This is a genomic window from Streptomyces sp. NPDC038213, assembly GCF_055600495.1.
Genome location: NZ_JBVJYM010000007.1, coordinates 61,944 through 82,680, shown reverse-complemented (window position 1 = coordinate 82,680; position 20,737 = coordinate 61,944). Strand labels below are relative to the sequence as shown.

The window sequence follows — 20,737 nt, the reverse complement described above, 5'->3', positions numbered from 1 at the left end:
CGAGTCGGCGCCCGCGCCCGCGCTCGGACGGAGTGCGGTCGCGCCCGTTCCGCCCGGCGCCCGGCGGCCCGTCCGGCGTCCGGGTGAACAGTCCCGCCGTACCGGTCAGCTCCAGCAGCCTGGCCAGCTGCCGCGGCAGCGGACCGGCCAGGAGCACCCTGTGGCGGGCGTCGAGCAGGACGTGCAGGAAAGCGGAATCGGCGAAGCCCACCTCGGACACGTCCACGACGACCCGGTGCCCGCCCGCACTGTCCAGGGCCTCCTGGAGGATGCGGGCGCAGTCGCGGTCGAAGTCGCCGTGCAGCCGCAGGACGACGGCGCCGCCCGGCCCCGGGAGCCGTTCGACCACCACGGACGGGGATCCCTGCGGGAACAGACGGATACGGGGGGTGTGGAAATCGCGGAGGGCCACGGCGCACTCCCGGCTAGGCACGGAGCCCTCCCCTTCCGCGAACGGGAAGGAAGTGCGCGGTCACTACCGGGGCCGCGCGATCGAGGAGGTCCGTACCCGAAACACCCCGCCACGCTCAGAGGGGGGATGCGACGGCGCGGGTCACACCAACGGCTGCTCGGCACCTACCCCCGATCCGGCCCTTCAGTCCTTCGGCCCCGGTATGCGAAACGGACCGCCCGCAAGGAGGCGGGGCTGCCGGCCCGCTGGCAGCCCCGCCTCGGCTGCGCCGGTGGCCAAAGGCAAAGGGGAAGCCACCGGGCGCAGCCCCACACGAAGGTCTTCAAGGTCGTTGCAGGTCTCCAAGCTCTTCGCTGCCCTGCGTCTGCCCAGCGGTACCGGGATCAGACATCGCTACCGGGATGGGACACCGGCCGCGCACCGGGCCGCACGGGGACCGGCCGCCGGGCCCGCTGCCCCGGCTCCCCGGTCGACACGCTCCCGGCCGCGGACGGAGGATGGGGGCGTGATGACCGTACTCGTGGCCGGTGTGGCGGAAGGCGAGGAGCTGGAGCGGCTGAGGTCCCGGATCCAGCGCAACACCCACTTCCAGGTGATCTCCCACGCCCACACCCCCGAACTCGCCCTGGCCCACGCCCGGGTCCTGCTCCCCGACATCACCGTCCTGACCCTGGCCGGCGGCCTCGGCGGGGACCCCGGCGCCCTCCGCGTCTTCCACGGCGTACGCGCCCTCGACCCGCCCGGCGCCGTGGTCCTGCGCGCCCGCAACCACGCGGCCCTCGACGGCCTCGGCCGCTTCGCCGTGGACGGCGCCGTCCACGTCGTCCGGGCCGACGACGCCGACACGCTCATGCGCGCCCTGCGCACCATCGGCCTGCGCCGGGCCAGCTGCGACCCCGACACCATGCCCTGACGGGGCAGTGACAGGAGCCGGACCTCAGGTGCGGGCCAGGAAGCCGAGCACCGCCTGCGCCGTGGGGCCGGGATGGGTGAGGACCCCGCCGTGTGCGGCGCCGGGCACCACGGCGAACTCGCCCCGGGGCAGCCGCCCGGCCGCCTCCCGGCCGGCGCGCGGCGGGAAGTACAGGTCGTACTCGAAGGCCAGGACCAGGGCGGGTACGCCGATCCCGGCGAGCGCGTCCATCCGGTGCGGATCCCGGATCCACGCCGCCGAGGCAGCGGACTGGCCCGCCGCCCCCTCGGGCGAGGCCCACACCTCCTCCTGCGCGGTCAGCAGCTCCCGCCACTGCCCCACCTGCTCCTCGTCCTCCAGCAGGACGGCCGGCGGCAGGCTGGTCAGCAGCGTCTGCAGCCGCATGAAGGCGCCGGGCAGTCCGCCAGTGGCGGCGATCAGCTCGCCCTCCGCGTCCAGCACCGCGTCCACGACCCCGCCCGCCGGCCCGGCCCCGCCCATCAGCACCAGGGAGCGCACCAGGTCGGGGCGGGAACGGGCCAGCGCCTCGGCGGTGAAACTCCCCAGCGAGTACCCCACCACGGCGGCCTGCGCCAGGCCCAGCGCGTCCAGCAGCCCGGCGAGGTCGCCGGCCAGCTGCTCGATCGAGTACGGGCCCGCCGGACCGTCGGAGGGAGCCACTCCGCGCGCGGCGTACGACACCGCCTCGAAGCCCGCACCCGCCACCGCGTCCCGCAGCCCGCACAGCTCCCACGCCACCGGCGGCATCCCGGTCCCGCCGACGAACACCACCGGCCTGCCGGCCCCGCTCCGCTCGTAGGCGATCCGCACGCCGCCCACCCGTACCGATTCCACCCTCAGCCCACCGTCCCCCCGCTCGACCCGGCAACCGGGCCATGGTCACCGGCCGGCGCCGCAAAGGCGAGGAGCGTGCAGAAACCCGCCGCCCGCCGCCCCGCGAGGACCGGTATCCCGTGGCGGGCCGGCGCACTGGTGGGGCAGGGTGGCCCCGGCGGATCGCGGCGGAACCCGGACAGAAACCGTAAAGCTAAGGGTGAGAGTGAGGATGGGGATGGAGGGACGAAACAGGACCCTGGAGGCGGGCGAGGTCCCGCGGCAGCTGGCGGAGTCGTACGCCTCCGGCTTCGGCGAGGCCGGGAGGGCCTGGCTCGCCGGGCTGCCCGCGCTCGCGGCGGGGATGCTGGAGCGGTGGGAGCTGGAGCGGGACGGACCGGCGCTGGCCGGGGAGGCCTCGCTCGTCCTGCCTGTGGTCCCCGCCCCCGGTGCGGCGGCGACGGCCCGTACCGGGGGCGGGGCTGCGGTGCTCAGGCTCCAGATGCCCCGGCCCGAGACCGCGGCCGCACTGATCGGCCTGCACACCTGGGACGGCCGCGGAACCGTACGCCTCCTCGACCACGACCCCGCGACCGGCACCATGCTCCTGGAGCGCCTGGACACGACCCGCACGCTGGCCTCCCTCGAAGACGACGACACGGCGATCGGCATCCTCGCCGCCCTCCACGCGCGGCTGGTCGCGGTCCCCGCTCCCGTGGGCCTGCGCAGCCTCGGCGACATCGCCGCCGAGATGCTGGACCAGGTCCCGCAGGCGGTCGCGCACCTGGCCGAACCGGCCGACCGCCGGCTGCTGCGGGGCTGGGCGGCAGCGGTGGCCGAACTGGCCCCCGAGCCCGGGGACCGGCTGCTGCACTGGGACCTGCACTACGGCAACGTGCTCGCCGCCCGGCGCGAGCCGTGGATCGCCATCGACCCGGAGCCGCTGGCCGGCGACCCCGGATTCGACCTGTGGCCCGCGCTGGACAGCAGGTGGGACGACGTGGTCGCGAAGGGCGACGCCCCGCGCATCGTGCGGCGCCGCTTCGACCTGCTCACCGAAACCCTCGGCCTGGACCGTGCCCGCGCGACCGGCTGGACCCTGGGCCGGCTGCTGCAGAACGCCCTCTGGGACGTGGAGGACGGAGAAACCCGCCTCGCCCCGGCAGCCGTAACCCTCGCGGAGGCACTGCACAGCCGCCGCCGGTGACCGGCCCACCGGGGCCCACAGGCTACGGCTACGGGCGGCGGGCTGCGACGCGTACAGGCCGGGGCGGTACGGCCCCATCCGGAGCGGTACAGCAGGCCAGGACCGTACGCCCCTGACATCGCCCTACCCGGCCCCCGCTACGCCCAGCCCGACCCGCGTCCAGTCGCAGTCACGCCGGCCCGCGCCGCACCCTCCCCTCCTCACGGCCGACTCCCCGCGCGGGCCAGGGCGACGGCGCCTCCGAGGCCGTCCGGGACCGGGTGCGGCACCAGGCCCCACGCGGCCGTGCGGGCGGCGAGGCGGGACAGCAGGGGGCCCTGCGGGCCCAGCAGTCCGCCCGCCGTCACCAGCGGTTCGCCCGCCGCGGGGCGCAGCGCGGCCGTGCTCTCGGCCAGCAGGTCCGCCGCCTCGTCCAGGATCCCGGCGGCCACCGGGTCGCCGTCCCGTGCCGCCTGCACGACCAGCGTGCAGTGCCGGGCCAGCCGGACGGGTTCGGCTTCGCCGCGGGCGCCGTCGATGAGCGCGTAGCGCACGGACGCGGTGTCGGCGGCCGGTGCCTGGAAGACCTCGGCCAGCCGACCGGTGAGCAGGGTCGCCGGGCCCCGCCCGTCCAGGGCCCGCAGGGCGCGGCGCACGCCTTCGCGGGCGATCCAGAAGCCGCTGCCGTCGTCCCCGGTGAGCCATCCGCAGCCGTCGGAGGCCGCGGCCAGGCGACGACCGCCGATCCGGGCGGCCGCAGCCCCCGTACCGGCGATCACCGCGAGCCCGTCCGCCGGCAGGCCCGGCGCGCCAGCGAACGCGATCTCGATGTCGGCGACGACGCTGACCCGGGCCCCCGCCACGCCGACCCGGGCCAGGGCGGTGTGCAGCGCCCGCCCGGCGAGCGCCCGTCCGCTGTCCCCCTGCCGCCCCGGGTTCCCGGCCCCGGCGAACCCGGCGACTACGGCGACCACGCTCCCGGCGCGCCCCGGGGCCAGTACGCCGCCGAGGACCTGCGCCAGCCTCTCCGCGAGCAGCGCCTCGGGCACCGTACGGGCGTTGCCCGCCCCGGCCGAAGCCGTGGCGAGGTACGGCCCGTCCGCGCCGGCGTCCCCCTCCGCGTCCGCGTCGGCGAGCGCCGCGCGCAGATGCGAACCGCCGCCGTCGATCCCCAGCACGAGCCCCATCGCACTCCCTCCCCGACCTGATCTGACCTGCCTGCCCTGCCTGCCCTGCCCAATGCGCGCCCGGCCGCCACCGCCTGACGGTCACCCAGATCGTAGGTGCACCGCACCGCAGTCGAGGAGGGGCACGGCGCCCGGCCCTCCGAGCCCCCGCCGCCGACCGCGCGCCATCGCCCTCCGGCCAGGCCCCCGCGTCCCCGCCCCCGGCTTCTGCCGGCCCGCGGGCGGCCGATGCGCCCGGCGGCCGGATGCCGCACCCGCACCACCGCCCGCGACCGCACCGCCGGTACCCGGCCGGAATGCCCCCCTTCCCCGGGTCCTGCTGGCGTGGGGGCCTCCGGCGCCCCGGCCGCCGCCGCGCCCGCCCCTGCCGTGCGGGTCGAAGGGGACGGGATGGTCTCGCAGGCGGCGCAGCACACCAGGGCGGTGGTGGAGGCCTACTGGACCCCGGCCCGCATGAGGTGGGCGCTGGCCCACCCCGTGGACGCGCGCCCCGCCCCCGCCGCGGCGGCGCCACCGCGCGGCGCAGCAGCGGCAGGCGGGTCTGCACCGGACGAGCGAACCGGTCGACCCCGCACGGGACTTCTTCTCCTCCGCGCACGGGACGTCGGCCAAGGTCCTCATCGGCCGGATCAACCGCTGACGGGGCGGGTGCAGACCCGGGGCGGTGCCGGGCGGGGGAGCAGGCCGGCCGCCGCGGGTGTGTCCGGGCCCTCACCACCGGGCCCTGCCGGGCCGCCGGTCCGTGCCGGTAGGCTGGGCGGGCAGCTGGTTCGCCCCGTCCGCCAGGCGGGATGCGTCGCAAGAGGGAACCCGGTGGGAATCCGGGACTGCCCCGCAGCGGTGAGTGGGAACGACCGCCGTCATACGCACTGGGACCGGACAACGGTCCTGGGAAGCGACGGCCAGTAGGAGCCCGCCGGGAGATCCGGCAGGCCCGCCCGCGAGTCCGAAGACCTGCCACTGCCTGTATGCCCAAGGCGCATACAGGGTCCGGGAGTCCACCCCCGGGCCTTTCTGCCGCGACTCGCGAAGGAGAGTTGACGTGGCCGGTACGACCGCAGGCACCGTGGGGTGCGCAGCCAAGGTCCCGGGCGATTCCCGGGTGACCCTCGCCCACATCATGAGCGAGCACGACACCAATCTGTACGGCACCATCCACGGCGGCGTCGTGATGAAGCTCATCGACGATGCGGCGGCCGCCGCGGCCGGACGGCACGCTGACGGCCCCGCCGTGACCGTGGCCGTGGACCGGATGGCGTTCCTCGCGCCGGTGCGGGCCGGTGACCTGCTCAGCGTCGACGCCGAACTGGAGCGGGCCGGGCGTACTTCGATGACCGTGGGCGTACGCGTCCGGGCGGAGCGCTGGAACGCCTCGGGTCCCGCGACCGAAGTGGCCACGGCGACGCTGGCGTTCGTCGCGATCGACGCCGAGGGCCGGCCGCGGCCCGTCCCCGCACTCGAAGCCCCCGCGCCGATTCCCGCGTAGCGGGGGACCTTTCGCGGGCGGCTGTACCGCGGGGCGAGCCCCGCTGCCGGATCGGCGAGAGCCGCACGCCCCTCCGCTCCCCCTTCTCCGACCTGCCCTCCCCTGCCCCTCCCCTGTCCCTCCGGACCTTCGCGACCGCGGGCCGACAGGGCGGTTTCTGCTGCCCGGGGCGCGGAGGGGCGCGCGCGATCCCCTGCACCCCCACGAGCCCTGCCGCCCCTCCGACCCTTGTTGCATGTTGTGTGCAACTGCCTCTAAGTTGCAGCAGCAGTCGCAGCAGGGCGCGTCGAACCGGGCGTCCAGACCATCCGATCCGACTGCGGTGAGAGGACCATCCATGCCCCGCAACCCCCTGAAATCCGTGCTGTCCGCATGCGCCCTGGCCGTGCTGGTGTCCGGCTGCGGCGGAGGCAGCACGTCCTCCCCCGCGGACTCCTCCTCGGCAGGTGCCGCCGGCGCCTCCGCCAAGGGATTCCCGGTCACGGTCGACAACTGCGGCGTGAAGACCACGTACAAGCGCCCGCCGCAGCGGGCCGTCTCGCTCAACCAGCACGCGACGGAGGCCCTGCTGGCCCTCGGCGTCGAGAAGTCGATGGTCGGCACGGGCTACCTGGACGACAAGATCCTCCCCGAGTACCAGGCCGCGTACGACAGCGTGAAGGTGATCTCCGAGGAGTACCCCTCCTTCGAGGCCCTGCTGGCCGCCGAGCCCGACTTCGTCTACGGCGGATGGTCCTCCACCTTCGACGAGAAGGAGGGCCGCAGCCGCGCGGCCCTCGCCAAGGCCGGGATCAACACCCACCTCAACACCGAGGAGTGCCCCACCGGGCCGGTGACCGTCGCCGCCATGGACGCGGAGATCCGCACGCTCGCCAAGATCTTCGGCGTGCCCGAGCGGGGCGAGGAGCGGCTGAAGGGCCTGCACGCCACCCTGGACAGGGTCGCGGGCCAGCTCAAGGGGGCCACCCCGCTCAAGCTCTTCGTCTACGACAGCGGCGACAAGACGGCGTTCACCGCGGGCGGCGCGGGCATGGGCAACGAGATGATGCGGCTCGCGGGCGGGGTGAACCTCTTCGCGGACCTCGACAAGGCCTACGGCGACGTGTCGTTCGAGCAGGTGGCGCAGCGGGCGCCCGAAGTGGTCGTCATCTACGACTACGGTGACCAGACCGTCGAGCAGAAGAAGAAGTTCCTCCTCGCACACCCGGCGCTGAAGGACGTACCCGCCATCAAGAACAAGCGGTTCGCGGTGCTGCCGCTGTCCTCGACCGTGCTCGGCGTCCGGGTGCCCGGGGCCGTCGAGTCGCTGGCCAAGCAGCTCCACCCGGACCGCGTCCGGTGACCGACGTGGAGACCCGTACGGCCGAAGGGGCGGACCCCGCCGGGAGCGGCCGCCCCGCCGGCGGCAGAGCCGCAGCCCGCACGTCCGCACAGGTGGACGGGCCCGGGCACGGAAGCGGGCCCGCCGCGCGCGGGCGCCGGCCCGGGATCCCGTACCCCGTGGTGCTGGCCGTGCTCGGACTGCTGCTGGCCGCAGCCGCCACGGCCGGGATCGCGGCGGGCTCGATCAGCGTGCCCGCCGAGCAGGTGTGGGGCATCCTGGTGCACCGCGTGCACCCGGCGCTCGCCGAGGCGACCTGGACGCCGGTGCGCGAGACGATCGTCGTCGACGTCCGCCTCCCCCGCGTACTGCTCGCCGGGGTCGTCGGCGCGGGGCTGTCCGTGGCCGGCATGGCCCTCCAGGCCCTGGTGCGCAACCCGCTCGCCGACCCGATGCTGCTGGGCGTGTCCTCGGGGGCCTCGGTCGGCGCGGTGCTGGCCCTGGTGCTGAACCTGTCGGTGTTCGGGCTGTTCACCCTGCCCCTGGCCGCGTTCTGCGGGGCCCTCGCGGCGCTCGTCGCGGTGTACTTCCTGGCCCGCTCGGGCGGCCGGATGACCACCGTGCGCCTGGTCCTGGCGGGGGTCGCGACGGCCGAGGTGCTGTCGGCGCTGGCCAGCTTCCTGATCGTCACCTCGAACGACCCGCACAAGACCCAGTCCGCGCTCCGCTGGATGCTCGGCGGGCTGGCCGGCACCACCTGGGCGACGGTCTGGATCCCGGTCGGCGCCGTACTGGCCGGCACGGCCGTGCTGCTGGGCGTCTGCCGCTCCCTCAACCTGCTGCTCGCCGGCGAGGAGGCCGCGGCGGCCCTCGGGCTGGACGTGCACCGCTTCCGCGCCGCCCTGTTCGTCCTGGTCGCCCTCATGATCGGCACCATCGTCGCCGTCAGCGGCCAGATCGGCTTCGTCGGCCTGATCATGCCGCACGTCGTCCGGCTGCTCGTGGGCGCCGACCACCGCCGCGCCCTGCCCGCCGCCGCGCTCCTGGGCGCCGCCTTCCTCATCGCCGCCGACCTGGCGGCACGGACGCTGATGACCCCGGAGGAGATCCCCGTCGGCATCCTCACCGCCCTGGTGGGCGGCCCGTTCTTCCTCTGGCTGATGCGACGGAAGGCCGCCCGATGACCCACGAGCCCCCGGCCCCCGACCCCGCCGCCGGCCCCCGCTCCGCCCCCGCGGCGCTCCGCGCCGAGGAGGTCAGCGTCGTCGTGGACGGCAGGGCCCTGGTCCACCGGGCCTCCCTGCACGCGGCCCCCGGCGAAGTGCTCGGCCTCGTCGGCCCCAACGGCGCCGGGAAGTCCACCCTGCTGCGCACCTTCTACCGGGCGCTGCGGCCCAGCTCCGGCCGGATCCTCCTCGACGGCGAGGACGTCTGGCGGATGCCCGGCCGGCGGCTCTCTCAGCGCCTGGCGGCCGTACTCCAGGAAACGGCGGGCGAGTTCGCGCTCACCGTGTACGACGTGGTCGCGATGGGCCGTACGCCGCACAAGCGGGCCTTCGCGGGCGACGACGCGGCGGACCGCGAGATCATCACGCAGTCCCTGGCGGAACTGCACGTCGCCGGTCTCGCGCACGCGCCGTTCGACCGGCTGTCGGGCGGGGAGAAGCAGCGGGTCCTGATCGCCCGCGCGCTCGCCCAGCGCACGGGGACCATGGTCCTGGACGAACCGACCAACCACCTGGACCTGCGCCACCAGCTCGACGCCCTCCGGCTGGTCCGGCGGCTCGGCGTGACCACCGTCGTCGCCCTCCACGACCTGAACCTGGCCGCGGCCTTCTGCGACCGGATCTGCGTCATGTCCGGCGGCCGCGTGGTCACCACCGGGACCCCCGGGGAGGTCCTCACGGCACCACTGCTGTCCGACGTGTACGAGGTCGAGGCCGAGGTCCTCGAACACCCCCGTACGGGCGTCCCGTTCATCAGCGTCGTACCCGACCGCGAACGGCCCCTGCCCGCCGCGTTCCCGGGGAAGGAGGAACCGGCCCCCCGGACGCCCTGAGGAACCGGGGGCAGCGCCCCGGACCCGCTGCCCCCGCCCCTCTCCTGCGGCTCAGTGCTCGCAGAGGGAGAACTCCCGCTCGTAGAGCTGCTCGTTGTGCTCGTCGACGAAGAACTTCCGCTCCTTCATGAGCTCCTCGCGGTACGTCTTCGCCTGTTCCAGCGTCATGGTCGAGGTCTCGGACCAGGGCTGCTGCGGCGGTATGTCGGAGGTCGAGACGATCCGCTGCGACGGGTCGACCAGGAAGAACGCGAGGATCTTGCGGTGGCCGGGGCGCGTGGGGTCCGCGAGGCGGAAGCCGTCCACACGGTGCTGGAGCACGTTCGGGAAGGCCAGGCAGCGGCCCTCCGGGGTCGGGACCGAGCCCAGCACCTGGTTGAGCGCGTCCTCGTCCTCGAGGCCGTAGACCTCGCGCACGCCGGTGTCGTCGTTCTGCTCGTAGTACGGGTCGTCGAGGGCGGCCCGGAAGCCCAGCCGGCTCCCGGTGGTGTTCTCGCTGTCCCAGTAGTAGATGCCGGTCGAGACGATGCGCTCGTTGAGCATGCCCTCGACGTGCCAGGAGCCGCCCGCGTACTCCGGATTGCCGGGGGTCAGGTGGATCGTGGCGAGTTTGACGATGACCTGGAGGCGGCGGCCGCGCAGGTCGACCCGGTCGGCGGCCGCGGGAAGCGCGGGCGGGGTGAAGTCCGGGGCGTCCGGGAGGATCGGGTGGCGGTTCTCCCGCCAGGCCTCGTACGCCTCCTCCCAGGCGGCGCGGGCCTCCATGTACGCGTCGTTGTCCGGGAAGGACGGCTTGTGCGGGTACTCGGGCTCCGCGTCGTACCAGCCGTAGGGGTCGGCCTCGATCCGCAGGGGCCGCGGGTGCCGCAGATCGGTGAGCACGTTCTCGAACAGCGGGCGCATGCGCGCGAACAGGTCCGGCAGGACCGCCGCCAGCTCGCGGTGGTGCTCGGGGTGGACGTTGTTCACGTACGACTGGAAGGCGACCGCGCCGTCCTCACCGACCTCCACGTCCGTGGGCAGCCACTGGAACCGCTCCGAGAACTCGTACTTCGCGTACGGGTTCGCCGGGTTCTCCCAGGCCCGCTCCGGCCCTCCGCTCGCCTCCTTCACCAGGCAGAACAGCGAGGGGTGGACGAGGTCCAGGACCTGGCCGCCGGATCCGGGGTGCCAGTCCCGCTCGGCCTCGGGCACCTCCTCCAGCACCCGGACCGCCTCGCGCAGCCGCGCCCGGAGCGACTCGTCGACGAGGGCATCGGACTGCCAGACCCCGTCGACCGCGGACACCTCTATGCCCGTGCGCGCATCGCGCAGCGCGGCGTAGTGCCCCAGCTCGGCGAGCACGAAGCGCACCTGCGCCTCGGTCATGCCCTGCGCCAGCGCCTCCTGCGTCCACCGCGCGGCGATACCGGCGTCGTTCATCTTCTCGAACCAGGCGGGCTTGGCGCGCAGGGCGGCACTGCACTGCATCATCTGCAGCTCGCGCAGCGTCCGCGCCGCCGCGAACGGCTGGGAGCGGACGGTCTGGAAGGGCAGCGGAAAGGCGGACTGGCCGGTCACAGGGGGTGCTTCCTCACGGTCGGTAGGCGGTGCCGGGAAGAATAGCCCGCCCGACTGACACCCCGACCGCGCCGCCAGTAGGTCATGGCCGCAAGATGCCACGGGGCGCCGGCGGCTGGTCGGCGCGTCGGCGGAGCTGACGACCTCGGCGGCCCGAGCTGCGTCACGCCAACAGGGCCGGGGCGGGGTCAGCTGAGAGTCGGCAGGACGATGGCGGTGGACTTGAGGATCTGGTCGCCCTTGATCCACCAGTAGCCCTCCCGGTTGTCCTCGCCCTCCTCGATCTCGACGCCGCCCATGACGAGGTACTTCAGGCTGCCGTCCGTGGTGGTGGAGACGGCTTCCGCGATGATCTGGATCTCGGTGGCGGCGGGGAACCGGAGGGTGTTCTTCACGGAGTTGAGGATCCCGGGGACGGCCAGGAGGGCCTTCTGGTCGGCGTCCGTGCAGGGGCGGTACTTGGTGCAGTCGGCCATGTCTCGTGCTCCTTCGGTACGGTGGACGGCCCGGCCGGACCGCGAGCAGACGGGCGGAAGCCGCCCGGCCCGACCGGCACACCGTGATCATGGCAGGGGGCGGCCACCCCGCACGGCATTCCCCCGAACGGCGAACGCGGGACCGGCCCCGGCTGGCGGGGAGGCCGCGGCAGCACGCTGCCGGACGCGCTGTCAGTGGGCTGCTGGATGATCGGCCCATGCTGATCCTGACCAACGAACGCGGCCATGTCGTGAGGCACGCCTCCAAGCCGGCGATCGGGACCATGCTCGCGAACCTGCGGCGCGGGAACGCACACATGGTCCTGGAACGGGTCGAGGCAGACCGGCCGGGAACCTGGTACGTCCAAGTCCTGCTGCGCGGGAACAACACCTACCAGCTCGAGTACCGGGACGGCGTGGCGGAACTGTATTACCAGACGCAGACGGTCTCGCAGGCGAAGGTCCTCGGAGCGCTGCTCGGCTGGGCAGCCGCGGGGGCCGGCTGGCGGGAGGGCTTCATGTGGAACAATATCGCCGCCGAGTTCGGAGTGGAACCGGTGCCGCCGGGTCCGGTCAGGGGCGGGGGCGGGTGGTGAACGGGTACACGAACTCGGACATGTTGGCGATTTTGTCCTGGGTGAGGACCAAGCTGTGGTGGTAACCACCGTTGCGGGCAGGGTCGGGAGAGCGGCCGGTGCTCCACCTGAACCTGTCGGGGAAGGCCGCCAGCAGTTCCTTCTGCTCCTCGGCGACCTGGGCCGGGCAGCGTCGGCGGGTGGTGGTGGTCAGCGGTCCGACGGCCACCCGGCGGCCCTCGAACACGGCGTGCCCCGTGAAGTCGTCGCAGCCCAGCTTGCCCGTCACCCGGCCGTCGGCCTCGAACTTGATCCAGATCTCGCGGCCGGCGGCGTACTCCGGGTACACGTAGCCGAGCCCGTTGTGCTTCGCGGACAGCGTGTAGCGGCGGCCGAACATGCCCTCGGGCCGGTTGTAGGTGACGGAGATGCGGTCGCCGTCCCCGTTCTCCAGTACCAGGTCGGGTGAACCGGACTTGCGGCCCGACGGGGCTGCCAGGCGGACCGTCAGCGGCCCGGTGAAGACCTGGTGGAAGCGGGTGCGGAACTCTCGCCCCCGGCTCCCGCACGCCTCATCGCCCTCCACGGACGAGCCCGCGGCGACCGTGACCCCGTCGCCTTCGCGCCCGCCCTTCCGCAGCAGCGGACGGCAGCCGTCGCTGGCGCGGACGAGCCCGTCGCGGCCGAACTCGATCCACGCCGCGTCGTGGGGAGGCGCGCCTAGGGTGGGGCGGCCGTCCCGGGCCAGCGACTGGACGGTCCAGCGCGCGCCGACGAAGTACCAGTCGAGCTTGGTGGCATCGATGGCGAGCCCTTCGGCGGGCGGGAGGGCGGCCTCGGGGCCGGGCGATCCGGCGTCCGCCTCCGCCGCGGCCGACGTACGCTCCGGGGTGGCGCGAGCGCCCCTGCTGCTCTCGCCGCCGCCGCCGTCCCCACTGCATCCGACGGCCCCGAGCGGCAGCAGTACGAAGGCCGCGGCTGCCGCGGCGGCGGTCCGGCGTGCACGTACCGATATCCCCATGCAGTGTCGGACGTACGCAACCGCCCCTCGGTTGCATCCGGCTCACACCCCGTCACAGGGAGGGTGCCGAGCGTGCGCGCGGCAGAAGGTGCGGACCGCCGCGGTGAAGGCCTCCGGGGCTTCCAGGTTGCTCATGTGGCCGGCCCCGGGGATCAGCACCAGTTCGGCGTGCGGGATCGCGTGCTGGAAGGCGTGGGCGACGGTCAGGGGGGAGCGGGCGTCGTGTTCGCCCCACAGGAGGAGGGTCGGGACCGTGATCCGGGGTAGCAGGTCCGTCGCGTCGGCCTCGGCCATCAGGGCGAGCTGTGCGGCCATGGTCTCCGGCCGTACGTCGCGTCCCATCGCGTCGAGCAGCCCCGCGAAGCGCTCCGGCGGGCCGGCGGCGAAGAGCCCGGGCACGGCCGCCGGGTCGAACTCCTCGCGGGGGACGGCGAGCATCCGCCGCGCCCCCTCGACCCGGGCCGCGACCTCCCCGGGCGGCAGGGAGCCCTTCCAGCCGGCGTACGTGTCCGCCATGAGCAGCGACCGCACCAGGTCCGGCCGCCTGCGGTACAGCTCCAGGACCACCGTGCCGCCCCAGGACTGGCCCGCGACCTGGGCGGGGCCGGCTCCCGCGTCCTCGATCACCGCGGCGAGGGCGTCGGCGAAGTCCGCGAGCCCGAAGCCCGCGGGCAGCGGGCCGGAGCGTCCGGCCCCCGGCTCGTCCCAGGCCACGACCGTGAACTCGTCCGCCAGCGCTTCGGCCTGCGGCTGCCACATCCGCCCGTCGGCCCCGGCCCCGTGGACGAGCACCACGAGCGGCCCCCGCCCGGTCCGCTCGTAGGCCACCTCGACGCCAGCGGCCTGCACCACGGCTAGATCGTGACCGGGCCGCGGGGAGTGGCGAACTCGACCGCGACCAGGCCCGGTTCCTCGTCCTCGACCCAGGTGACGTCGATGTGGTCGAGGGGGTGGTCGGCCGGTTCGCCGAGGAATTCGGCGATGGAGGCGGCGTCCCCGGCGATGGAGACGCCCTGGATGGCGGTGGAGGTGCGCGGGTCGGCGCTCGGGCGCTCGCCGAGGGGGACGCACCACTGGAGGAAGTAGGGCAGCTGCGGGTCCTCCATCAGTTCCAGCAGGCCGATCTGCTTCCACTTGAGGTCGAACCCGTCGGGGCGGACGCGGTGGCCCTCGGAGGAGGTGCGGCCGAGGCGGGCCTCGACCGGGGCCATGTCGTCGACGGAGACCACCCAGCCGAGCCAGCCGCCGCCCTCGGCGGCGCGGCGGGCGACCGCCTGGCCGAAGGGTGCGCGGTCGGCGGCGGGGTGGTCGAGGGTGGTGACGACCTCGACGTAGGTGCCGCCGCTCAGCGGGAGGATGAAGTTGCGGGTGCCGAACCGCGGGTGCACGCCCCCGTCCACGAACCCGGCTCCGAGGGCCGATCCGATCCACTGGACGGTCGACACGAAGCTGTCGCGGGCCACGGCGTAGGACACGTGATCAAGTCGCACGGCGCCATCATGGCCCCGGAGGCCCGCACCCGTGGCAGCGCCACGCCGCCCGCCGGTGCAGGTGAAGGCACACCACCCCGCCCCGGGCAGCCGGGGCGGGGTGGTGCGGAGCGGTGCGGACCGGTCAGGGGCAGGTGACCAGGACGATGGACAGGGCCGTGCAGGTGGACGTGGCCGTGTCGTTGGACGCCTGGGGGTCGGTGGGGGTGGAGGCCGTGCGGGTCGCGGTGGTCTTGACCGGGCCCAGGGTCAGGAGGTGGAGCGGGACGCGGAAGGTCTTGGGGGCGCTCGCCTGGGGGGCGAGCGTGCCGTAGGCGCAGGTGACCTTGGCGGCGGTGACGGTGCAGCCCGGGGACAGGTGGGTGGCGGTGGCGCCGGGCGGGAGGATGGCCGTCAGGGTGGCGGAAGTGACGGTTCCGGGGCCGGTGTTGCGGGCGGTGAGGGTGTACGAGAGGTAGGGCGCCAGGACGCCCAGGGTCGGCGTGGCCTTGAGGTCGACGTCGATGTCCGCGGGCACGGCCAGGTACCCGTACCTCGCGGAGGGGTTCGCCGCGCTGGTGCCGCCGGGGGTGGTGACGCGTACGTCGACCGTGCCGGGCGCGTGCGCCGGGGCGGTGACGGTGCAGGTGGTGGCGGTGCATCCGGTGAGGGCGGCGGGGGTGTCGCCGAAGGTGACGGCGGTGGCGCCGGCCAGGTTGGTGCCGGTGACGGTGACGTCGGTGCCGCCCGCAGCCGGGCCGGAGGACGGGCTGAGGGAGGTCACGGTCGGGGCGGCCGTGCCCACGCCCAGCACGTCGAGGGTCTCGCTGCCGTTCTTGACCACGTAGGCGAGGGTGCCGTCGGGGCTCACTCCGGCGGCGACGGGGCCGCCGCCGACGGGGACCTGCGCGGTGACGGCGTGGGCCGCGGTGTCGACCACCGAGAGGGTGTGGTTGCTGATGCTGGGCACGTAGGCGGTGGCGCCGTCGGGGCTGACGGCCGCGTCGCCGGGGTTGGCGCCGGTGGTGACGGTCGCGGTGACCGTGAGGGTGGCCGGGTCCACGACGGAGACGAAGTCGTCCAGGCCGTGGCTGACGTACACCGCTCCGGAGGCGGGGTTGACCGCGACGGCGAACGGCCGGGCGCTGAGGGCCACGGTGGCGCTCAGGGTCAGGGTGGCGGTGTCGATCACACCGAGGGTGTTGTTGCCCAGGTGGGTGACGTAGGCGTACGCCCCGTCGGGGCTGAAGGCGACATCGCGCGGGGACGGGCCCACCGGGACCGACGCCACGACGGTGCGGGTGGCGGTGTCGACCACGCGGACCGTGCCGTTGGCACCGGCGGTGTCGACCACGTACGCGTGGGCCCCGGAGGGGGCGACGGCCACGGCCTTCGGGTCCTGGATCCCGGTGATGGTGGCGGCGACCGTACGGGCGGCGGTGTCGACGACGCTGACGGTGGAGGAGCCGCGGTTGACCACGTACAGGTGGGCGCTGTCGGGGGTGACGGCCATGGCGCCCGGGCCGTTGCCGACGGGGATCGTGGCGCCGACGGTGTTCGTGGCGGTGTCGAGTACGGTGACGGTGTTGCCCGGAGTTCCCATGAACACACCGGAGTTGCTGACGTAGACGTGTTCGCCGTCCGGGGCCACGGCGATGTGCTCCGGGTTCGCGCCCAGCGGTACGGTGGCGATCACGCTGGGCACGGCCGCGGCCGCCGGAGCCGCGCCCAGGGCCCCCAGGCCGGCCACGACGAGGGCGAACGCGGCGGCGGCCGCGGTGCGGCTCCGCCGGTGCGGCCGGGTGGGGCGGTGCGGACGGGCCGGGCGGTGCGGGTGCTGTGCGCGGTACGGGCGCTGTGGGCGTAAGCGCGTGAACGCGGACATGTCGGTTCCCCCCTCGAAGGCCGCGGCACCGCGGCGGGGGCGGAGCCCCCGGAGACCGGCGGTGGCGCGATGGCGGCATAGCTCGTGCGGGTTGCGTGCGGTGCGTGCGGGTGCGTGCAGGTCAGTGGCGCAAGGGCGGGCAGCAGGTGCTGGGCACTGGAGCACCGGGCAGCACAGTGCCCCGCGTTGCCGACCCGGCGCGGCGGGGCGCGGTCATCGTCGCAGCGCGCGATCACCCGCCGCGCGGAAGCTTCGCACTTGTCCGATTCGTATCAGGTGGTGACCGGAATGTTCGCCGGGTGTACGGCGGGGCGCAGCGGGGGCGGGCTGCGGTCCGGTGAAAGCGTCCGCGCGGCGCAGCGGGGCGGCCTAAGGTGAGGGGAGAGGGGGCGCGAGGGTGAGGGTCCGGGCCGTTCCACCGAGAGGCAGACCGTTATGGCGGAAGCGCTGGAGCAGGGCACGGGGCGCGGGTCGGCGGAGGGCGCGGCGGTCCCGCCCGGCTGGCTGCCGCCCGGGCAGTACATCGAGACCATCGCGCGCGCCACCTCGTACGCCTGCCTGTACTTCACGGACAGCTCGGGCCGCCCCGTACAGCTCCGCTCCTCCTACGGGCCCCGGCAGTGGCAGTGGCCCGGCGGGAACATGGACCCCGGAGAGACTCCCTGGGAGTGCGCGGTCCGCGAATGCCTGGAGGAGACCGGCATCGCCTTCACAGGCGAACAGCGCCTCCTCGCCACCCACTTCATCTCCCACCGCGGAGACAGCTGGCCGGCGAACCACATCGGCTTCTGCTTCGACGGCGGGATCCTGACGGACAGCCAGATCGCCGCCATCACCCTCGACCCCCACGAGCACTCGGAGGTCCAGGTCCGCTCCCTGGCCGACTGGGCGCCCCTCATGGACCCCGACGCCTACGACCGCCTCCGCGAGGTCGACACCGCCCGCCGCACCGGCACGGCCGCGTACTTCCAGCGGTGAGCGAAGCCCAGCCCGCCGGTGCGGCGCCCCGCGCCGATCGCGAACCGGCTTTCCAGCGTGCCGTGTTGGTTCACACCCAGTACACCGGCGGGCCCGGCGGCCCCGTGCCCCATCCGGTCTCGGACCCCGCCCGCCTCGACGAGCGGCGCGCCGCGATGGGCCTGGAGACCGCTGCCGCATCGGATGAGCGGATGCGGCAGCAGGCCCGGGGCGGGTAGGCCGGGGCGGGCGGGGGTGCTTCAGGCGGGGCGGGGCGGGGACCAGACGGCTGCCACGGCGCCGCTGCCCGGCGACAGGTCCGCCCAGCCGCCGGGTAGGTCGACCACGACGACGCCCGCGGTCGGGAAGCCGGCCTTGACCTGGTCGAGCAGGTCAGGGGGGCCGCTGCCGCAGAGGGCGGCTGCCAGGGCGTGGAGGCCCGGGTTGTGGCCGACGAGGAGCAGGCAGTGCAGGTGCGCCGACCGCTCGGCCAGTACGGCGACCAGGGTGGCGGGCTCGGCGTTGTAGAGGCGCTCGTCGTACACCGAGGGCGGTGGCGCGGCCAGCGCCGGGGCCGCGAGCTGCCAGGTCTCCCGCGTGCGGCGGGAGGGGGAGCACAGGACGAGCTCGGGCTGCCGGCCGTGGTCCGCGAGCCAGCGGCCCGTGCGGGGCGCGTCCGCCCGGCCCCGGGCGCTGAGCGCGCGGTCGAAGTCCTCGGACGGCCGGCCCTTCGGTACGGCCTTCGCGTGCCGGACCAGGAGCAGGCGGCACCCGTCGCGGGCCGCAGCGCCGGCCCGGGGCCGGGACGTCGCGGGGGTGGCAGGCGGGGGTGGGGAGGCCGGGTCCGGGTGCATGGCCGTCTCCTCCTTCCGGATCGTCGTCCTGTGCCGGCGGCGTTCGGGGGCGGGCACGGGCGTTCGGGGCCCGGCGGCCCGGGGCCGGGGGCTGCGGGCTCCAGCGGGCGTGCCGCGTACGCGCGCGGGGGTGCTGTCGTACCGGCGCCTGCCCCCGGCGTACGGGCGGAAACGCCCGTACCACCGCCGCGCAGGCACCAAGGAGCCCCCGGGCGCTTCCGTACCGCGGTGTGCCCGATTGCGGGTGCGGGGGACCGGTCTGCCGATAGGCTCGGGCGGGAGAGCGAAGAGGCACGGGGCACAGGGCAGTTGGGGGACATGTGTCGCAGATTTCCCGGATGCGGCTGGACCAGTTGCTGGACGAGCTCCAGGCGCGGATCGACGCGGCCCGCGGGACGCGGGACCGGGTGCACAGCCTGCTGGAGGCCGTCGTCTCGGTGGGCCGGGAGCTGGACCTGGCGCAGGTGCTGCGCCGGATCGTGGAGGCGGCGGCGCTGCTCGTGGAGGCCGAGTACGGGGCGCTGGGCGTGATCGGGCCCGACGGCCGGACGCTCTCGCAGTTCCTGACCGTGGGCCTGGCCGGCAGCGACACCGCACGGATCGGGCCGCTGCCCGCCGGGCACGGGCTGCTCGGCGAGGTGATCCGCCACCCCGAGCCGCTGCGGCTGGCGGACCTGGGCGCGCACCCGTCCTCGCAGGGCTTCCCCGCCCACCACCCGCCGATGCGCACCTTCCTGGGCGTGCCGATCCGCGTGCGCGAGGAGGTGTTCGGGAACCTCTACCTGACGGACAAGCGCGGCGGGCAGGAGTTCGACACCGAGGACGAGTCGGTGATCGCCACCCTCTCCGTGGCCGCCGGCGTGGCCATCGACAACGCCCGCCTGTACGAGGACGCCCAGCGCCGGCAGAGCTGGCTGCGCGCCAATGCGGAGGTGACCGGCAGCCTCCTGTCCGGGACCGCCCGCACGGAGGTGCTCCAGCTGATCGCCCGGCGGGCGCAGGAGATCACGGGCTCCTGCGCCTCGGAGGTCGCAACGGCCCGCGCCGGCGGCGGGGGCCTGCTGGTCGAGGTGGCCACGGGGGCGGACGCCGCCGCCCGGGAGGGGCTGCTGCTCCCGGTACGGGACACCCTGCCGGGATCCGCGTACACCAGCGGGCTGCCGGTGACCGCGGCCAGGCCTGGCTCGGATCCGCGGTGCGCGGCCGACAGCCGGATCCCGGGTACGTGGGGGCCCTCCGTGGCCGTACCGCTGGGTTCCGAGGGCAAGGACCGGCACGGGGTGCTGTTCCTCGCGCGGGCGGCGGGCGGCCCGGTCTTCACGGACGGGGAGCTGGAGCCGCTGCTCGCCTTCGCCGGGCAGGCGGCGCTCGGGCTGGAGCTGGCCGACCGGCGCCGCGACGCCGAGCGGATCGCGCTCCTGGAGGAGCGCGACCGGATCGCGCGCGATCTCCACGACCTGGCGATCCAGCGGCTGTTCGCGACGGGGATGACCCTGCAGAGCGCGGCCCGGCTCGTGGACCACGAGGACGCGGGGCAGCGGCTGGTGCGCGCCGTGGACGACCTGGACGAGACCATCAAGATCATCCGATCGACGATCTTCGGGCTCCGTACGAAGGACCGGGACGGCGACAGCGGGCTGCGGGCGCGGGCGGCCCGGGCCGTCGGGGAGGCCGCCACCGTGCTGGGCCATCCGCCCCGCCTGAGCATGGAGGGCCTCCTCGACACCGACGTACCGCCGCAGGTGGCCGACCACGTCGTGGCGGTGCTCAACGAGCTGCTGAGCAACGCGGCCCGGCACGCCCGGGCCACCCGGGTCGCGGTCTCCCTGGAGGCGGCGGGCGGCGAGGTCGTGCTGCGCGTCTCGGACGACGGGGTCGGGATCCCGGAGCGTGGCCGCCGCAGCGGGCTGGCGAACCTGGACGAACGGGCCCGCAGCGTCGGCGGCACGTTCCGCGTCGAGGCGCCCGAGCAGGGCGGCAGCGCGCTGGAGTGGCGGGCCCCGATCCAGGCGGCGCCGGCTTCCTGACGCCTGCTGCCTGTTCGCGGAATGATGCGCAATTCGCTGCGGTGCGGGCCGCGGCTCAGCCCCAGCGGCAGCACAGTTCCCGGTCGGCCCCCACGACGCGCAGGGACTTCGCCAGCAGGGGCGGTACGCCGTCCAGGAACAGCACCGAACCCGTGCGGGCGCAGCGCCGGTTGAGGCGCAGGAACAGGTCGATGCCCGAACTGTCGCAGAAGCTCAGGCCGGACAGGTCCAGGTGGAGCAGGCCGCCTCCGTCGGCGGCGCGGGCGAGGCCCGGCTCCACGGCCCGGACGGTGTGGATGTCCAGTTCGCCGGTGACGGCCACCGCCGGTTCCCCGTCCCGGCCCACGACGGTCCTGAGGGAAATCATCGTCCTGGTCAATGGTCCTCGCCCTCTCACTCGATCCCGATCGCGATCCTGGTCCGATCCCGATCCCGATCCCGCTCCCCTGCGCGCCGCCACCCGCCCGCCCGGAGCGGGTACGTGCGGGCCGTACGGCCGAACGGGCCCAGTCCAT

General features: G+C 74.8%; 19 protein-coding genes, 2 pseudogenes and 1 riboswitch. Of the genes and pseudogenes, 10 read left to right on the top strand and 11 right to left on the bottom strand.

The annotated features are described in order from the left end of the window. Positions 1 to 112: 112 nt before the first annotated feature. A pseudogene (locus tag ACZ7JZ_RS13745) lies at positions 113 to 349 on the bottom strand (STAS domain-containing protein); the annotation flags it as partial. Positions 350 to 917: 568 nt separating this feature from the next. Between ACZ7JZ_RS13745 and ACZ7JZ_RS13740 the strand changes: the two are divergent. After that, positions 918 to 1,325 carry a hypothetical protein gene (locus tag ACZ7JZ_RS13740; protein ID WP_470937694.1) on the top strand — a complete coding sequence of 136 codons (408 nt, stop codon included), beginning with the start codon at positions 918 to 920 and terminating at the stop codon, positions 1,323 to 1,325. Between the two features lie 24 nt (positions 1,326 to 1,349). Here ACZ7JZ_RS13740 and ACZ7JZ_RS13735 read toward each other — a convergent pair whose 3' ends face one another. Then, positions 1,350 to 2,180, bottom strand: a complete 831-nt coding sequence (locus ACZ7JZ_RS13735; protein ID WP_470937691.1) for an alpha/beta fold hydrolase — start codon at positions 2,178 to 2,180, stop codon at positions 1,350 to 1,352. A 217-nt stretch (positions 2,181 to 2,397) separates the two neighbouring features. Here ACZ7JZ_RS13735 and ACZ7JZ_RS13730 point away from each other — a divergent pair, with 217 nt between their 5' ends. Continuing rightward, positions 2,398 to 3,366 carry an aminoglycoside phosphotransferase family protein gene (locus ACZ7JZ_RS13730; protein ID WP_470937689.1) on the top strand — a complete coding sequence of 323 codons (969 nt, stop codon included), beginning with the start codon at positions 2,398 to 2,400 and terminating at the stop codon, positions 3,364 to 3,366. Positions 3,367 to 3,566: 200 nt separating this feature from the next. Here the strand turns inward: ACZ7JZ_RS13730 and ACZ7JZ_RS13725 are convergent, their stop codons facing one another. After that, positions 3,567 to 4,532 (bottom strand): N-acetylglucosamine kinase, encoded by a 966-nt coding sequence (locus ACZ7JZ_RS13725; RefSeq protein ID WP_470937686.1) that lies wholly within the window; start codon positions 4,530 to 4,532, stop codon positions 3,567 to 3,569. 748 nt (positions 4,533 to 5,280) lie between these two features. Beyond that, positions 5,281 to 5,508: riboswitch (cobalamin riboswitch) on the top strand. 144 nt (positions 5,509 to 5,652) lie between these two features. Between ACZ7JZ_RS13725 and ACZ7JZ_RS13720 the strand changes: the two are divergent. The 4 genes and pseudogenes from ACZ7JZ_RS13720 to ACZ7JZ_RS13705 all read left to right on the top strand — a co-directional run. Then, positions 5,653 to 5,985 (top strand): annotated as a pseudogene (locus ACZ7JZ_RS13720) (acyl-CoA thioesterase); the annotation flags it as partial. 370 nt (positions 5,986 to 6,355) lie between these two features. Further along, the gene (locus tag ACZ7JZ_RS13715; RefSeq protein ID WP_470937683.1) at positions 6,356 to 7,360 is read left to right on the top strand and encodes an ABC transporter substrate-binding protein; all 1,005 of its coding nucleotides are present in this window, start codon (positions 6,356 to 6,358) and stop codon (positions 7,358 to 7,360) included. Beyond that, positions 7,357 to 8,523: a FecCD family ABC transporter permease gene (locus tag ACZ7JZ_RS13710; protein WP_470937680.1), complete on the top strand. Its 1,167-nt coding sequence runs from the start codon at positions 7,357 to 7,359 to the stop codon at positions 8,521 to 8,523. The genes ACZ7JZ_RS13715 and ACZ7JZ_RS13710 overlap by 4 nt, the downstream gene beginning before the upstream one ends. Then, entirely contained in the window at positions 8,520 to 9,398 is an 879-nt protein-coding gene (locus ACZ7JZ_RS13705; protein WP_470937677.1) for an ABC transporter ATP-binding protein, read from the top strand. The genes ACZ7JZ_RS13710 and ACZ7JZ_RS13705 overlap by 4 nt, the downstream gene beginning before the upstream one ends. A 51-nt stretch (positions 9,399 to 9,449) precedes the next feature. Here the strand turns inward: ACZ7JZ_RS13705 and ACZ7JZ_RS13700 are convergent, their stop codons facing one another. Both ACZ7JZ_RS13700 and ACZ7JZ_RS13695 read right to left on the bottom strand, forming a co-directional pair. After that, a complete protein-coding gene (locus tag ACZ7JZ_RS13700) occupies positions 9,450 to 10,958 on the bottom strand; it encodes a DUF4246 domain-containing protein (protein ID WP_470937674.1) in 1,509 nt (502 codons plus the stop codon). 188 nt (positions 10,959 to 11,146) lie between these two features. Next, a complete protein-coding gene (locus tag ACZ7JZ_RS13695) occupies positions 11,147 to 11,434 on the bottom strand; it encodes a hypothetical protein (RefSeq protein WP_470937672.1) in 288 nt (95 codons plus the stop codon). A gap of 218 nt (positions 11,435 to 11,652) precedes the next feature. Between ACZ7JZ_RS13695 and ACZ7JZ_RS13690 the strand changes: the two genes are divergently transcribed. Beyond that, positions 11,653 to 12,030, top strand: coding sequence for a hypothetical protein (locus ACZ7JZ_RS13690; protein WP_470937669.1), 378 nt, complete (start codon positions 11,653 to 11,655; stop codon positions 12,028 to 12,030). Here the strand turns inward: ACZ7JZ_RS13690 and ACZ7JZ_RS13685 are convergent. The 4 genes from ACZ7JZ_RS13685 to ACZ7JZ_RS13670 form a co-directional block, all read right to left on the bottom strand. Further along, on the bottom strand, positions 12,008 to 13,030 hold the full coding sequence (locus ACZ7JZ_RS13685) for an META domain-containing protein (RefSeq protein ID WP_470937666.1): 1,023 nt from the start codon (positions 13,028 to 13,030) through the stop codon (positions 12,008 to 12,010). The genes ACZ7JZ_RS13690 and ACZ7JZ_RS13685 overlap by 23 nt on opposite strands. Before the next feature lie 42 nt (positions 13,031 to 13,072). Beyond that, on the bottom strand, positions 13,073 to 13,882 hold the full coding sequence (locus tag ACZ7JZ_RS13680; RefSeq protein WP_470937663.1) for an alpha/beta fold hydrolase: 810 nt from the start codon (positions 13,880 to 13,882) through the stop codon (positions 13,073 to 13,075). 2 nt (positions 13,883 to 13,884) lie between these two features. Continuing rightward, positions 13,885 to 14,520 carry a VOC family protein gene (locus tag ACZ7JZ_RS13675; protein WP_470937660.1) on the bottom strand — a complete coding sequence of 212 codons (636 nt, stop codon included), beginning with the start codon at positions 14,518 to 14,520 and terminating at the stop codon, positions 13,885 to 13,887. A gap of 124 nt (positions 14,521 to 14,644) precedes the next feature. Then, positions 14,645 to 16,384: an IPT/TIG domain-containing protein gene (locus ACZ7JZ_RS13670; RefSeq protein WP_470937657.1), complete on the bottom strand. Its 1,740-nt coding sequence runs from the start codon at positions 16,382 to 16,384 to the stop codon at positions 14,645 to 14,647. A gap of 435 nt (positions 16,385 to 16,819) precedes the next feature. Between ACZ7JZ_RS13670 and ACZ7JZ_RS13665 the strand changes: the two genes are divergently transcribed. Further along, complete coding sequence (locus ACZ7JZ_RS13665; protein ID WP_470937655.1) at positions 16,820 to 17,362, top strand: NUDIX domain-containing protein; 543 nt, start codon at positions 16,820 to 16,822, stop codon at positions 17,360 to 17,362. 62 nt (positions 17,363 to 17,424) lie between these two features. Then, complete coding sequence (locus ACZ7JZ_RS13660; protein WP_470937652.1) at positions 17,425 to 17,580, top strand: hypothetical protein; 156 nt, start codon at positions 17,425 to 17,427, stop codon at positions 17,578 to 17,580. A gap of 21 nt (positions 17,581 to 17,601) precedes the next feature. On the opposite strand, the gene ACZ7JZ_RS13655 is transcribed toward ACZ7JZ_RS13660, so the two are convergent. Continuing rightward, positions 17,602 to 18,195: a SixA phosphatase family protein gene (locus tag ACZ7JZ_RS13655; protein ID WP_470937648.1), complete on the bottom strand. Its 594-nt coding sequence runs from the start codon at positions 18,193 to 18,195 to the stop codon at positions 17,602 to 17,604. Between the two features lie 338 nt (positions 18,196 to 18,533). Here ACZ7JZ_RS13655 and ACZ7JZ_RS13650 point away from each other — a divergent pair, with 338 nt between their 5' ends. Then, complete coding sequence (locus ACZ7JZ_RS13650; protein WP_470938083.1) at positions 18,534 to 20,222, top strand: sensor histidine kinase; 1,689 nt, start codon at positions 18,534 to 18,536, stop codon at positions 20,220 to 20,222. A gap of 55 nt (positions 20,223 to 20,277) precedes the next feature. Here the strand turns inward: ACZ7JZ_RS13650 and ACZ7JZ_RS13645 are convergent, their stop codons facing one another. After that, positions 20,278 to 20,589: an STAS domain-containing protein gene (locus ACZ7JZ_RS13645; RefSeq protein ID WP_470937645.1), complete on the bottom strand. Its 312-nt coding sequence runs from the start codon at positions 20,587 to 20,589 to the stop codon at positions 20,278 to 20,280. Between the last annotated feature and the right edge of the window lie 148 nt (positions 20,590 to 20,737).